At 60.8% G+C, this 13533-nt stretch carries 13 protein-coding genes and 1 pseudogene; 13 read left to right on the top strand and 1 reads right to left on the bottom strand.

The features are described from left to right. Positions 1-20: 20 nt before the first annotated feature. The 13 genes and pseudogenes from DK391_RS04800 to DK391_RS04860 all read left to right on the top strand — a co-directional run bounded on the left by DK391_RS04800 (position 21) and on the right by DK391_RS04860 (position 12398). Positions 21-953 carry a TIM barrel protein gene (locus DK391_RS04800; protein WP_109476851.1) on the top strand — a complete coding sequence of 311 codons (933 nt, stop codon included), beginning with the start codon at positions 21-23 and terminating at the stop codon, positions 951-953. Between the two features lie 12 nt (positions 954-965). Further along, positions 966-2000 (top strand): dihydroxyacetone kinase subunit DhaK, encoded by a 1035-nt coding sequence (locus tag DK391_RS04805; RefSeq protein ID WP_109476852.1) that lies wholly within the window; start codon positions 966-968, stop codon positions 1998-2000. Continuing rightward, positions 1988-2638: a dihydroxyacetone kinase subunit DhaL gene (dhaL, locus tag DK391_RS04810; protein WP_109476853.1), complete on the top strand. Its 651-nt coding sequence runs from the start codon at positions 1988-1990 to the stop codon at positions 2636-2638. The genes DK391_RS04805 and dhaL overlap by 13 nt, the downstream gene beginning before the upstream one ends. 52 nt (positions 2639-2690) lie before the next feature. Then, a complete protein-coding gene (locus DK391_RS04815) occupies positions 2691-3347 on the top strand; it encodes a DUF2291 domain-containing protein (protein WP_162600673.1) in 657 nt (218 codons plus the stop codon). After that, entirely contained in the window at positions 3344-4900 is a 1557-nt protein-coding gene (locus DK391_RS04820; RefSeq protein WP_109476855.1) for a sugar ABC transporter ATP-binding protein, read from the top strand. Before DK391_RS04815 ends, DK391_RS04820 begins: the two co-directional genes overlap by 4 nt. Positions 4901-4927: 27 nt before the next feature. Beyond that, on the top strand, positions 4928-6028 hold the full coding sequence (locus tag DK391_RS04825; protein WP_109476856.1) for an ABC transporter permease: 1101 nt from the start codon (positions 4928-4930) through the stop codon (positions 6026-6028). Between the two features lie 68 nt (positions 6029-6096). Then, on the top strand, positions 6097-7050 hold the full coding sequence (locus tag DK391_RS04830; protein ID WP_109476977.1) for a D-ribose ABC transporter substrate-binding protein: 954 nt from the start codon (positions 6097-6099) through the stop codon (positions 7048-7050). Between the two features lie 80 nt (positions 7051-7130). Further along, positions 7131-7892 (top strand): triose-phosphate isomerase, encoded by a 762-nt coding sequence (locus DK391_RS04835; protein WP_109476857.1) that lies wholly within the window; start codon positions 7131-7133, stop codon positions 7890-7892. A gap of 39 nt (positions 7893-7931) precedes the next feature. Beyond that, a complete protein-coding gene (locus tag DK391_RS04840; RefSeq protein WP_109476858.1) occupies positions 7932-8414 on the top strand; it encodes an RpiB/LacA/LacB family sugar-phosphate isomerase in 483 nt (160 codons plus the stop codon). 83 nt (positions 8415-8497) lie between these two features. Continuing rightward, positions 8498-9259, top strand: a pseudogene (locus DK391_RS45195) (basic amino acid ABC transporter substrate-binding protein). A 91-nt stretch (positions 9260-9350) separates the two neighbouring features. Continuing rightward, entirely contained in the window at positions 9351-10133 is a 783-nt protein-coding gene (locus tag DK391_RS04850; RefSeq protein WP_109476859.1) for an amino acid ABC transporter permease, read from the top strand. Positions 10134-10780: 647 nt separating this feature from the next. Then, positions 10781-11500 carry a FadR/GntR family transcriptional regulator gene (locus tag DK391_RS04855; protein WP_162600674.1) on the top strand — a complete coding sequence of 240 codons (720 nt, stop codon included), beginning with the start codon at positions 10781-10783 and terminating at the stop codon, positions 11498-11500. 217 nt (positions 11501-11717) lie between these two features. Further along, positions 11718-12398: a response regulator transcription factor gene (locus DK391_RS04860; RefSeq protein WP_109476861.1), complete on the top strand. Its 681-nt coding sequence runs from the start codon at positions 11718-11720 to the stop codon at positions 12396-12398. A gap of 7 nt (positions 12399-12405) precedes the next feature. On the opposite strand, the gene DK391_RS04865 is transcribed toward DK391_RS04860, so the two are convergent. Next, a complete protein-coding gene (locus DK391_RS04865; RefSeq protein WP_204117289.1) occupies positions 12406-13488 on the bottom strand; it encodes an Ldh family oxidoreductase in 1083 nt (360 codons plus the stop codon). Between the last annotated feature and the right edge of the window lie 45 nt (positions 13489-13533).

Consider the following 13533-nt stretch of genomic DNA (forward strand, 5'->3'; position numbering starts at 1 on the left):
CGAGCCGAAACGAGACGAACATGCCATTCACGCTTGCACTCAACACCAATCCGCTGGTGAACCGCTTTGCCGAACCGGACGATCTCATCGACGCGATTGCGCACGAGATGAAAATCCGCGACGTGCAACTGACGCATGAGTTCATCAATCCATCGTGGCCCGCGTCGACGATCCGACGGCTTACGCGTCAAATGCGCGCGGCCATGGCCAGAACGGGTGTGCGCATCACGTCGGGCATGACGGGTCCGTATGGACGTTTGAATCACTTCGGGCATCCCGATGCGGACGTGCGGCGCTACTACATCGACTGGTTCAAGACCTTTGCCGACATCACCGCCGATCTCGGCGGCGACGCGATCGGCACGCAGTTCGCGATTTTCACGTATCGCGATTTCGACGATTTGCAGCGGCGTGAAGCGTTGATCCGCATAGCCATCGACTGCTGGGCCGAGGTCGCCGAGCACGCGAAGCACGCGGGGTTGAAGTACGTATTCTGGGAACCGATGTCGATCGGCCGCGAATTCGGCGAAACGATTTCCGCATGCATGGCGTTGCAGGAGCGTTTGAGTGCCGCCCGCATGGCGATCCCCATGTGGATGATGGCCGACATCGACCACGGCGATGTCACCAGCCCGAATCCCGACGACTTCGATCCGTATGCGTGGGCGCGCGCTGTGCCGCGCGTGTCGCCCATCATCCATATCAAGCAGTCGTTGCTGGACAAAGGCGGGCATCGTCCCTTCACCGCCGAGTACAACGCACGCGGCCGCATTCAGCCCGAACCGCTGATTGCGGCGTTGCACGACGGCGGTGGCCGCGACAACGAGATTTGCCTCGAACTGTCGTTCAAGGAACGCGAGCCGACCGCCCGGCAAGTGGTCGCGCAGATCGCGGAATCGGTGGCGTTCTGGGCGCCGCATTTCAACACCGGCATGGCCGATCTGAACATCTGAAGGAATCAGACGATGCACGGCACGATCACACAAAAACTGATCAACGACGGCGATGCTGCCGTCGATGAAATGCTCGACGGCGTCATGGCTGCGCACGGCGACGTGCTGACGCGCCACCCCGGCGCGCCGCGCGCGATCATGGCGCGCAACGGCCCGCGCGAAGGCAAGGTGGCGCTGGTGATCGGCGGCGGATCGGGACACGAGCCGACGTTTCTGGGCTTCGTCGGCAAAGGTCTTGCGGATGCAGCCGTCATCGGTAACGTGTTTGCGTCGCCGCCACCGCAGCCATCCGTCGATGCAGCGCTCGCCGCGCATGGCGGCGCGGGCGTGCTGTTCATGTACGGCAACTACGCTGGCGACGTGATGAACTTCGACATGGCCACCGAGCTGCTCGAACTCGAAGGCGTCGAGGCGCGTACGGTGCTGACGACCGACGATATTGCGTCCGCGCCGCGTGAAGAGCATCAGAAGCGTCGTGGGGTGGCGGGCAATGTGTTCATCTTCAAGGCCGCCGGTGCAGCCGCCGATCTGATGTTGCCGCTCGAAGAAGTTGAGCGCGTGGCACGTCACGCGAATGCGCGCACCTACACGCTCGGCGTTGCGCTGGCGCCGTGCTCGCTGCCGCAGACGCGGCGTCCCAACTTCGAGATATCGCTGGGCGAGATGGAAATCGGCATGGGCATACACGGCGAACCGGGCATGCGTCGTGAAGCACTGCGCTCCGCTGATGCCATCGTCGATGAAATCATGGACGCGATCCTCGGTGAGATGGATGCGGCAAAAGGCGATCGCGTGGCCGTGCTCGTCAATTCGCTCGGATCCACGACTCTGATGGAGCTGTACATCCTCAACCGGCGGGTCGCGCAGCGACTGAACGATGCGGGACTCGTCGTGCATCGCACGCTGGTCGGGCCGCTGTGTACGTCGCTGGAAATGGCGGGCGCGTCGATCACGGTGATGCATCTCGACGATGAATTGCAGCGCCTGCTCGATCATCCCTGCGAGTGCGCGATGTTTCAGCAGGAGGCAGGACGATGCACACACTGACCACGACCGATATCGCGCGATTGTTCCGCGAACTGGCGAGCACGATTGCAGGCGCGCGAGACGAACTCTGCCGCCTCGACGGCGTGATCGGCGATGCGGACCACGGTATCGCGATGGAACAGGGCTTTACGGCAGCGTCGAAAGCGATTGAGGCGCTGCCCGAAGAATCGACGCTTGCAGATCAGTTGAACGCGGCGGCGAAGGGCTTTCTGAATGCTGTGGGCGCGTCGTCTGGGCCGTTGTATGCGACGGCGTTCATGCGTGCAGCGAAGGTTGCGGGCGCACGCCACGCGGTGCCGCTCAATGAAGCACCGGGTCTGATCGTCGCGATGGCGGAAGGCATCCGGTCGCGCGGCAAGGCGGAAGTCGGCGAAAAGACGATGGTCGATGTGTGGGCGCCTGCCGCAGAAGCCGCCGGGCAGGGCATGGCAGATGGACTGTCCCTTGCGGGAATCATGGCGCGCACGCAGGCAGCCGCGACGGCAGGCGCCGAGTCCACGCGGCTGATGGTCGCCACCAAAGGGCGTTCGTCGCGGCTTGGCTCACGCAGCGTCGGGCATATGGACCCCGGCGCGGCATCGGCGGCGATCGTGCTGAACGTGATTGCGCAGGACTGGGTGCGGCACGGCACGGACTGAATCGACATGCAGCCGCGCAAGGCTGCCATTGCGACACAACGGAGACAGGTCTATGAGTACGGTCACTCCCTCGATGAAGCGTAATCAACGGCATCAAGTCCGGCTGACGATTGAAGTCGTACTGCTGCTGATCGTGCTGGCGGCGATGGCGCTCAGCACGAAAGTCGTCAAGATCGGCTCCGGCGCCGATACGCAGACGAAAGAATTCGAGCCGGCCGCCTACGGCGAGGCGCAGTTTCCGAAGACGCTCGCAGCTATCGAAAAGCGCGCAGTGGCCGCCGATGTGCTCGCTGCCGCCATTGCCAAAGATCAGGATGCGGCTGGCAAGCAATACGGCATCGCGGGCGGCGGCATCGGTCCTGAGATGTCGGTGAAATTCACGGGTGTCGCGGGCAAGGAAGATTCGGGCGTGGATGAAGTGAAGGTTCCCGGTTTGCCCGATTCGCTCGTGATCCGCGTGCAGACGGGGCCCGCGATCATCGGCACCGATCTGCGCGACGCGACGGGCGACATCAATTTCGGCCAGTTCACGAACCAGATCGACTATCAGAACGCGGGTTATGCGATCAACGCGGCGATGAAAAAAGACGTGCTGTCGAAGATCGATACGGCAAAGCTGACGGGCAAGACGATTTCTGTTGTCGGCGTATTTCAACTCGTCAATCCGAATGGCTGGCTAATCACCCCCGTGAAGCTGGACGTGCAATGAACACGACCTCTCCCATCCCTGCACAAGCGCACGCGAAAGACAGCGTGCTGCTGTCCGCGCGCGACATCGTCAAGTCGTACGGCGGCGTGCACGCGCTGAAGGGCGTGAACTTCGAGATTCATCGCGGCAAGGTCACGACGCTGTTCGGCGAGAACGGCGCCGGAAAATCGACGCTGATGAAGATACTCTCCGGTGTGGAAAAGCCAACTTCAGGTGAGATCGAGCTCGATGGCGAGCCGGTTGCGTTCACGTCATCGAGCGATGCGCGCGATCACGGCATCTCGATCATCCACCAGGAACTCAGCCTCGCACCGAACCTGAGCGTACGCGACAACATTTTCATGGGCCGCGAAATCCGCACGCCCACGGGCGTGAACTTCGCCGAAGAAGCGCGTCAGACGCGTGCTTTGATGGCCGATCTCGAAGAAGAGATCGATCCGCTGACGCTGGTGCGGGATCTGCGTCTGGGCCAGCAACAGGTGGTCGAAATCGCGCGCGCACTGTCGGTCGACTCGCGCATCCTGATCATGGATGAGCCGACTTCGGCGTTGAGCGCTTCCGAAGTCGAGGTGCTCTTCAAGGTCATCCGTGACCTGACGAGCCGCGGCGTGTCGATCGTTTATATCTCGCATCACCTGGAAGAGGCGTTGCAGGTGACGGACCATGCGGTGGTCCTGCGCGACGGCAGGATCACTGCGACGGCCGAACGCAAGGACATCGATCTGGGCTGGATCGTGCGCAACATGGTGGGCGAGAATTTCGACCTGGGTGCGCCGCCCACGGGTTACGCCTTCGGCGAGATCGCGCTCGATATCGACGATCTGAGTGTCGCCGATGAATCCGGTACGGACGCGTGCGTGGTCGACCACCTGTCGCTCAAGGTGCGGGCGGGCGAAATCGTCTGTATCTATGGCCTGATGGGCGCGGGCCGCACTGAACTGCTCGAAGCCGCGGCGGGCCGCAGACGTCTGCCCGTGACGGGCGGCAGAGTGCTGCTTGAAGGCGACGATCTGGCAGGACTGAGCATCGCCGCACGGATCGCCAAAGGGCTGGTGCTGGTCCCCGAAGACCGTCAGCGCGATGGTCTCGTGCCGACCATGAGCGTGGGCGCAAATCTGTCTCTGGCGAGCATCCGCACGTTCGTCAAAGGCATGCTGATGTCGCCGCCGACCGAACGCACACTCGTCGACCAGTCGATCCGCAACGTGCACGTGAAGACAGCGGGCGCGAATGCGTCGATCCGCTCGCTGTCAGGTGGCAACCAGCAGAAGGTCGTGATCGGCAAGATGCTCGCGACCAACCCCAAAGTGATTCTGCTCGATGAGCCGAGCCGCGGCATCGATATCGGTGCCAAGGCCGAGGTGTTTCGCCTGCTCGCGGAGAACGCGCGCAAGGGTCTTGCCGTGGTGTATTCGACCTCGGAAGTGGGTGAGTGCCTGAGCGTCGCGCATCGGATCGTCGTGATGCATCGCGGCAGGATTTCCGCTGAGTTCGGCCCCGATGCCAGCAAGGACGACATCATGGCCGCGTCGGGCGAAGCCGTGGTCGCCTGATCGTATAAAAGTCTGGAGACATTGAACATGAACAACGCTGCCAAAACTTCCGGATCGAATCACACCGCCGCGTCGGGCGAAGGAATCGATCTCGGCAAGATGCTGCTCGAAGGGCGCGCATTTCTCGCGCTGATCGCCATTGTCGTGATCTTTTCTTTATTGTCACCTAATTATTTCGCACTAGAAAATTTCTTGACGATGGCATCGCACGTGGCCATCTACGGCATTCTCGCGATCGGCATGCTGCTCGGCATCATTAATGGCGGTATCGATCTGTCGGTGGGTTCGACGTTGGGTTTGTCGGGTGTCGTCGCGGGTTACTTCATGCAGGGCGTCACGCTGAACGCGTTCGGTGTCGTGCTGTATCCGCCTGTGTGGGTCGTCGTGGTGCTGTGCTGGCTGCTCGGTGCCTGCATCGGTCTGGTCAACGGCATACTCATTGCGCGCTTCAAGGTGCCGGCCTTCGTTGCCACGCTCGGCGTGATGTACGTGGTGCGCGGCTTCGCGCTGCTGATGACCAACGGCCTTACCTATAACAATCTGGGCGGCCAGACGGCCTTGGGCAATACGGGCTTCGAGTGGCTAGGCTTCGACCGGCTCTGGCATGTACCCATCGGCGTGCTGGTGCTGGCCTTGATCGCGCTCGCCGGAAGCGTCGCGCTGAACCGGTCGCCATTCGGACGATGGCTTTACGCGTCAGGCGGCAACGAGCGCGCGGCCGAACTGTCGGGTGTGCCCGTCAGGCAGGTGCTGCTCGGCGTGTACATGCTGTCGGGTATCTGCGCGGCTGTAGCGGGCCTGATCCTCTCGTCGCAGTTGACGTCCGCGGGCCCGACGGCGGGCACCACATACGAACTCACTGCGATTGCCGCCGTCGTGATCGGCGGGGCGTCGCTGATGGGCGGCACGGGCAATATCCGCGGCACGCTGCTCGGCGCGTTCGTGATCGGCTTTCTGTCCGATGGTCTCGTCATCATCGGGATCTCTTCTTACTGGCAGACGGTATTTACCGGGGCCGTCATCGTGCTCGCGGTGCTGCTGAACGCCATCCAATATCGCCGCCGCGTCAAACGCCGTGCACCGACGGGCAGCCAACTGGCTTCTCCGCAAGGCGGCGGGAAGGTGTGAGCGTGCCTCCCGTCTGCGAGAAGAACACCGAAGTCCTGCGTCAACATCAACCCGATAAGAGACCTGCCATGACTATCCAGAGAAAGACCCTGATCCTTGCCGCTTTCGCGATGACATTGCCCCTGATTGCCGGGCAGGCGCGCGCCGCAGGTGGACTGATCAGCATCATCGTCAACGATCCCGCCAATCCGTACTGGCTCGCAGAAGGCAACATCGCCGCCGCCGAAGCGAAGAAGCTGGGCTATACAGCCAATGTGTCGGCCTCGAAGGGCGACACGAATACGGAAAGCCAGCAGATCGATACCGCCATCACCAACAAGTCGGTCGCCATCATTCTCGATCCCGCCAACGCGAGTGGCTCCGTTGGTGCCGTCAAGAAAGCGGTGGCGGCGAATATCCCCGTGTTCCTCGTCAATGCGGAAATCAACCAGCCGGGGCTCGCCAAGGCGCAACTGGTGTCGAACAACGCGCAGGGCGCGGCGCTGGGCGCCCAGCAATGGGCGAGAGACGTCGGCGCGAAGGGCAACTATGTGGAACTGCTCGGCGCGCCTTCGGACAACAACGCGGCGACGCGTTCCAACGGATATCGCTCGGTGCTGAGCCAGTATCCCGACCTCAAGACCGTCGGCACACAGGTGGCGAACTGGGACCGCACGCAAGGGTTCAATGCCACGCAGAGCCTGTTGCAGGCGCACCCGGATGTGAACGGCGTGATCAGCGGTAACGACGAAATGGCGCTGGGTGCGATTGCCGCGCTGAAGCAGGCGGGCAAGCTGAAGACCGTCAAGGTGGGTGGCTTCGATGGATCGCCTGCAGCTGTCGATGCCGTCAAGGCAGGCGATCTGCAATACACGGTGCTGCAACCGGTGGCCGAATTCTCGGCTAGAGCGGTGCAGGAAGCCGACCAGTATCTGAAGACGGGTAAAACAGGCGCTGCCGGCGAGAAGCAATTGTTCGACTGCGTGCTGATTACCAAAGCCAATGTCGGCAAATACACCGCGCCGTTCGTGCTGGCGAAATGACATGCAGCACCGGGCCGAACCAGTCGGCCCTGGTGCCGCCTGCGACTTGATGTGTCGAGAAACTTTTCAACAAGGCAACCATGCGTGATGTCCCTTTCTGGGTCGGTACGAGCTGGAAGATGAACAAGACGTTGGCAGAGGCTCGCGCTTTCGCTGACGGCCTGCTGTCCAGCCCGGACGATGCGCGGATCCAGCGCTTCGTGATTCCTCCCTTCACCGCGATCCGCGAAGTGAAGTCGATGCTGGCACAGAGCAACGTCAAGGTCGGCGCGCAAAACATGCATTGGGCCGAGGATGGTGCGTGGACGGGCGAAGTCTCGCCGCCGATGCTGGTCGATTGCGCGATGGATCTGGTCGAGCTGGGCCATTCGGAGCGTCGCGAACACTTCGGTGAAACCGACGCCACGATCGCGCTGAAGGTCGAGGCGGCCGTGCGGCACGGGCTGACGCCGCTGATCTGCATCGGCGAGACGCTCGCCGATAAGGACAGCGGTCGTGCCACCGAGGTGCTGGCGGCTGAAGTCCGCGCTGCCTTGTCGCGTCTTGATGCTCATCAGCGCGCGGCGCCCATTCTGCTTGCGTACGAACCCGTGTGGGCCATCGGTGAGCGCGGTATCCCCGCCAGCCCGGCTTATGCGAATGCACGTCAAGCCGAAATCAGCGAGGTGGCGAGGACCGTGCTCGGTCGTCGCATACCTTGCCTGTATGGCGGCTCGGTGAATCTCGAGAATTGCGCGGAATTGGCGGCGTGTCCGGATATCGATGGTCTTTTCATTGGCCGCTCTGCATGGAACGTCAGTGGTTATCTGGAGATAGTGATGCGGGTCGGGCAAGCGCTTTGACTTGTGCCTTGCAATCTGAACGACAAAGGAGGACTTGCAATGAAAGTTGCTGTTGGAGGCGATAGCGCCGGTGTCGGACTGGCCCGTGTGCTCGCCGATTATCTGAAAGACCGCTTCGAAGTGTTCGAAGTATCGAATACGGACGCCAACCCGAACGAGTTTTACGCTGACCTTTCGGACCGCGTCGCGTCAGGCGTGGTGGACGGCAAATACGATCGCGCGATACTCGTCTGCGGCACGGGGATCGGCGTCAGCATCGCGGCAAACAAGGTGCCGGGGGTCCGCGCCGCGCTGTGCCACGATACCTATTCCGCGGAGCGTGCCGCACTCTCGAACAACGCACAGATCATCACGATGGGATCACGTGTGATTGGACCGGAGGTGGCCAAGGCGATCGCCGATTCGTTCCTTTCGAATACATTCGACGAGCAGGGTCGAAGCGCAGACAACGTCGCTGCCATCAACGAGGTGGATTCGAAGTACCACCATCGCGGTGCTTCTGTCGGGTCTTCGTCGGGGTAAGGGGCATCGCCTTTTGAGGGAATCAGGTCTCTTTCCTGGTTCGCCATATAATCGCTACTTTTCTCGTACCGGGCGAAGTAGCTATGAAAAAGATCATCCTCACCCTGGCCGCGTCGGTGGCCGTGCTGGTTTTGGGTTCTGCCGCGGCGCAGGCGCAGGATCGCGAACTGGTGGTCGCATCCAGTGCGACCTATACGCCTTTCGCGTTCGAAAACAAGGACAAGCAGATCGTCGGGTTCGACATCGACATCGTCAATGCGATTGCAAAACAGCAGCATATGAAGCTGCGCATTGTGAATACGCCGTTTACGAGCATCTTTGCGTCGCTCAATAACGGCGATGTCGACTTCGTGATCTCGGGCGTGACGATCAACGAGAAGCGCAAACAGAGTTTCGATTTCTCGGCGCCGTATTTCGATGCGCGCCAACTGATTGCCGTGCCAAAGAGCAGTACGGTGAAATCGCTGAAAGATCTCGACGGCTAGAAGGTTTCGGTGGATAGCGGTTCCACGGCAGATGATGTCATGAGCCGCGAAGTCGGAAAGACCAACCCCAATATCCGCCGCTTTGAGAGCACGCCGTTGATTATTTCCGAACTGGTTTCAGGTGGCGTGGATGCTGCGATCGGTGACAACGGCGTGATTGCCTATCGAGTTTCGCAGAATCCTGGGCTCAAGACTGTCGAAGACGCAAACTTCCCGAAGGAATACTACGGCATCGTCGTGCGCAAGGGCGACAAGGCCTTGCTGGACAAGATCAACGCGGGTCTTGCCGCGATCCGCGCCGACGGCACTTACAACGTGATCTACAAGAAGTGGTTCAATCAGGACTTCAAGCCGCAATGACGGTCTGATGCGACGGGTTGGATAGACGCGGGCCAGGGCGTGATGCGAACGCACCTGGCAGTCACTTCGCCTTTGGTTTTTGCAAGCGAGCATGGAAGATAGCAATCCGGTAGTGTGGTTCGGGTGGTTCCGCCCGGATATCCTCGTCGAGTACAAGCAACTGTTCTGGCAAGGCGCGCTCGTCACGGTCGGTATGACCGTGGTGTGCGTGCTGGCGGGCAGTGCGTTGGGGCTGTTGCTGGCGCTGGCGCGGCTGGCCGATGCGCGCCATCAACCATGGAAGAGCGTTTGCAAGTACCTGCTTCGCTGGCCGTCGACGGCATACGTGAGCTTTTTTCGCGGCACACCGCTGTTCGTTCAGATTCTGCTGATGCACTTCGCCGTGATGCCGCTATTTATCCATCCGGTGAATGGGCTGTTTATCAGGGGCGATCTGGCACGCACGCTGAAGCAGGATTACGGCGCGCTGATCTCTGGCGTCGTGGCGCTCACGTTGAATTCGGGTGCCTATATTTCGGAAGTGTTTCGCGCGGGCATACTGTCGATTGCGCGTGGGCAGCGCCAGGCCGGCCTGTCACTGGGACTGACGCATTGGCAGATGATGCGTTACGTGGTTATCCCGCAGGCGTTCCGGCGCATGCTGCCGCCCTTGGGCAACAACATGATTTCGCTGCTTAAGGACACGTCGCTGGTGTCGGCGATCGGCTTGGGGGAGATGGCTTACGCCGCTCGCACGGTGGCAGGTGCTTATGGCCGGTATTGGGAACCTTACCTGGCTATCGCCGCCGCATATTGGCTGATGACGTTCGCACTGACGATCGGTTTGCGAAAGCTGGAGCAGTACCTGGCGCGAACGGATCATGTGGCACATTGAAGAAGATGGTGTCGAGGGCAGTTTTATCGACGCGTACGTGAATCGACATCTATCGTTGTTCGCTTAAAGGTTGCTGTAGCAACTAGCCCGCCGCTTATAGATTCGGGCAGGAAAGGGGCCACCTTTATTCCGCGAATCTCTCGCGAAAGCCGGGCGAAGCGATATGGTCTAACGAAGCGGGCAACCGACTGCTTGCAGATATACCCACTCTTGCCGCCAGGCGACGTTGAGTCGGCTTCCGATACGACTTGGCTTCCTTCAGCTTGTCCTTACCCTCTTTCGTGAGATCGCTGCGATAGCCACTGCATTGATCGGGTGGCTGTCGAATGCCAGCGAGGCCTCGCATGCGGCTTCGCGCAAATCGCCCACCAGAGACTGCAGCCAACGCCGGCTGCTTTCGTTCTAGATATGTATGGCAAAACCGATCCGTTTGCATGGAATAATTTTTGCCATCCGCTATCGAACTGAGACAGCAGCACGCTTCAAAAGAAGCACCAAATCAGTGTGGCAAGCTCTTTTCAGCCAACGTCTCGCCATCGGAAAAATCCCAAAATATGTCCTTGACCTTTGAATATGTGTGACATATAAATCACGTCAAGCAAATTATGTATGGCATATCGATGGCCGACTACACTGCACGTCTCCCGATGACCCGATTGCATGAAGCGATCGTCAAGACGCTGGTGAAGGACATTTCGTCCGGCGTATATGCGCCCGGTTCGACCTTGCCGACAGAGAATGAACTGGCCGAGGCACACGGCGTCAGCCGCACGGCGGCACGGGAAGTCATGCAGACGCTGCGCACCCTTGGGCTCGTGGAAATCCGGCGTCGCAAAGGTGCGACGGTGTTGCCCCGGCGTGACTGGAACATGCTGGATCCGACAGTGTTAAGTCTGACGATTGAAAACGCGTCGGACCTTGAGGTTTATCGTTCGCTAGTGGAAGCAAGGCTTGCAATCGAGCCGCGGGCAGCCGAACTCGCAGCACGACGTGCAGATCCCGCTGACCTTGCCCGCATCGAGTTGGCGCTGGATGCGATGGCGGCCGAGGCGCAGGGCACGCTGGGAGAAGGTTGGCCAGACGCGGATCTGGCGTTTCATGCAGCCGTCATCGATGCGTCGGGTAACTGGGTGTTCAGACAGCTTGTCGTAATGATCAAGGCCGCCCTCGAAGCGAGCATCCGTTTGACAGGCGGACATCACGACTCGTCGGAGGCGGCATTGCAGCAACATCGCGATGTATTCAACGCGATCAAACGGAAACAGCCTGAAGAAGCGGTGGCCGCCATGACCTGGATGCTGCAGGGAACGCGCCGCGATCTCGAACAACTCGAAAAGGCGCGTCTGGCGCAAGCAAGTGTGCGATAGCGCCGTCAACCGGTAAAGCAATACATGATGAACTGCCGATATATAACAAAGATCTTTGGTAATTCGTAAGTATCACGAAATATAAATGCAGTGATAAAAAGCCCAGTAGCCTCTGGGGCAGAGAAACGTTTCGCTTTTCAGATCGACGGGGAGATTTCAGCCTGACCAGTGCTGCCACAGGGCAGACGGATTCCAGGCAAACGACACGGAGAGATTGATGCGCTTGCTATTGGTAGAAAACGATCTTCAGACAGGGAAAGATCTGTTTCGGGCACTCAGCGATGCCCAGTATCGCGTCGAGTGGGTACGGGATGGCCGGGCCGCCCGGGTCGCCATCGATGCGGAAAGTTATGCGGTCGTGCTGCTCAATCACGCGTTGCCAGACATCTGCGGCATCGAGATCCTCAAGGCATCGCGTGCCGCAGGCAGCAAGGTCCCCGTGCTGCTGATGAGCACGCGCAACGATCGGGACGCTCAAGTGCGTGGCCTCGACGTCGGTGCCGATGACTGCGTGACGACGCCGTATGACGTGCGCGAAGTACTCGCGCGCATACGCGCGGTGCTACGTCGCGCTGCGGGTTACGCGACCTCACGGATTGGAGACAACTCGCTCGGGCTCGATCTGGACAAGCGTACGCTCCTGCGCGATGGCGTCGAGTCGGCACTGTCAGCGCGTGAGTTCTCCTTGATGTATGCATTTCTGGGTCGGCGTGGTGTGGTCCTGTCGCGTAGTCAACTCGAAGAGCGCCTGTATGGCTGGGGCAGGGAAGTCGAGAGCAACTCGGTCGACGTGCTGATTCACAGCATGCGAAAGAAATTCGGCCAGTCTCTGATCCGCAACGTGCGCGGACTTGGCTGGACGGTTGCGCCGCAGAACTGCCAAACGTCGGCAGGCTGAAGGGGGCTCACATGTTTGTCATGCCCGAGCCAGCATCCTGCGCCGCGAGAAACGGGACGCCGTATCGCGTGCCGCATGCTTCGAGTGCTTCTGCTACGGCAGGATGCAGGCGCACGCCGTGGGCAAGCTGATCGGCACGCCGGGCCATCGCACGGTCGCCCGGTAGACGCACAGGTTCGTGCGGCATGCGTGGCGCGTTGCTGCGGCAAGCATCGGCCAGCCAGTCCATCTCTTTTCGCAAGCCGTCGATGCCGCCAAAGGCAGCGGGATCGTAGAGCGTCAGGAACACGGTGGCACCCCAGCCTTCAGACGGGTCCGCACGGCCGAACCCTGCGAGTCCTCCCGTAAGTGCTTCGATCAGCAATGCGAGGCCGAATCCCTTGTGTCCTGAAGCGATTCCACCGAGCGGCAGGATAGTGCCGGGCGGATCGGCGAACAGCACGCCGGGATCGCGCGTCGCTTCGCCCTGCGCATCGAGCATCCAGGGTTCATCGAAAAGCTGATTGCTGCCGGCAAGGCGCGCACACATCGCGTTGGTCGTTAGCGATGCGGAAATATCGATCAACAGCGGTGTGGTCGACGTGGGCACACCGAGCGCGATGGGGTTGGGCGTGAACAGCGGCCGCGTACCGCCGAACGGCGCAACGCTCTGTACGCTGGGATCGGAACTCGCCAGCATCATCACGAGATTCAATTCGGTTGCACGCAGCAGATACGCAGCAAGGCACGCAATGTGGTGACTTCGCCGGATGACGAGCGTTGCGCTGCCCGATTCTCGCGCCCGCGGTATCAATGCATCGATGCCGGCATGCACAAGTGCAGGGCCCGGCAAGCGGCAGCCATCCCATAGCATCGCGGCCGCGCGGTCGGAAATGACTTCGGGCGCGCCGTCGCGCGTCATCGTTCCTGCCGACAGCGCGCCGAGATATCCCGATAGCAGCGCGAGACCGTGCGTATCGTGACCCAGCAGATCGCCTTCGACGAGTGTGCGCGCCACGTCCTGCGCGTATCGGCTGGCGAGTCCCACATTGCACAGCAGGCCGTATGCATAGTCACGCAACGCATGTGCATCGTAGCGCCTCGGTTCCATCGCTATGTCTCCCGTTGTCGAATGCGAGGTGGCAGCGTGCGCAGG

Origin of the sequence: Paraburkholderia sp. C35 (assembly GCF_003121405.1) — a bacterium.
Lineage (GTDB): Bacteria > Pseudomonadota > Gammaproteobacteria > Burkholderiales > Burkholderiaceae > Paraburkholderia.

Excerpts from the sequence above, each read along its gene's own strand:
- DK391_RS04830 (WP_109476977.1), top strand. The coding sequence starts at position 6,097 with ATGACTATCCAGAGAAAGACCCTGATCCTTGCCGCTTTCGCGATGACA.
- DK391_RS04805 (WP_109476852.1), top strand. The coding sequence starts at position 966 with ATGCACGGCACGATCACACAAAAACTGATCAACGACGGCGATGCTGCC.
- DK391_RS04825 (WP_109476856.1), top strand. The coding sequence starts at position 4,928 with ATGAACAACGCTGCCAAAACTTCCGGATCGAATCACACCGCCGCGTCG.
- dhaL (WP_109476853.1), top strand. The coding sequence starts at position 1,988 with ATGCACACACTGACCACGACCGATATCGCGCGATTGTTCCGCGAACTG.
- DK391_RS04800 (WP_109476851.1), top strand. The coding sequence starts at position 21 with ATGCCATTCACGCTTGCACTCAACACCAATCCGCTGGTGAACCGCTTT.
- DK391_RS04835 (WP_109476857.1), top strand. The coding sequence starts at position 7,131 with ATGCGTGATGTCCCTTTCTGGGTCGGTACGAGCTGGAAGATGAACAAG.
- DK391_RS04820 (WP_109476855.1), top strand. The coding sequence starts at position 3,344 with ATGAACACGACCTCTCCCATCCCTGCACAAGCGCACGCGAAAGACAGC.
- DK391_RS04850 (WP_109476859.1), top strand. The coding sequence starts at position 9,351 with ATGGAAGATAGCAATCCGGTAGTGTGGTTCGGGTGGTTCCGCCCGGAT.
- DK391_RS04865 (WP_204117289.1), bottom strand. The coding sequence starts at position 13,488 with ATGGAACCGAGGCGCTACGATGCACATGCGTTGCGTGACTATGCATAC.
- DK391_RS04860 (WP_109476861.1), top strand. The coding sequence starts at position 11,718 with ATGCGCTTGCTATTGGTAGAAAACGATCTTCAGACAGGGAAAGATCTG.
- DK391_RS04840 (WP_109476858.1), top strand. The coding sequence starts at position 7,932 with ATGAAAGTTGCTGTTGGAGGCGATAGCGCCGGTGTCGGACTGGCCCGT.
- DK391_RS04815 (WP_162600673.1), top strand. The coding sequence starts at position 2,691 with ATGAGTACGGTCACTCCCTCGATGAAGCGTAATCAACGGCATCAAGTC.
- DK391_RS04855 (WP_162600674.1), top strand. The coding sequence starts at position 10,781 with ATGACCCGATTGCATGAAGCGATCGTCAAGACGCTGGTGAAGGACATT.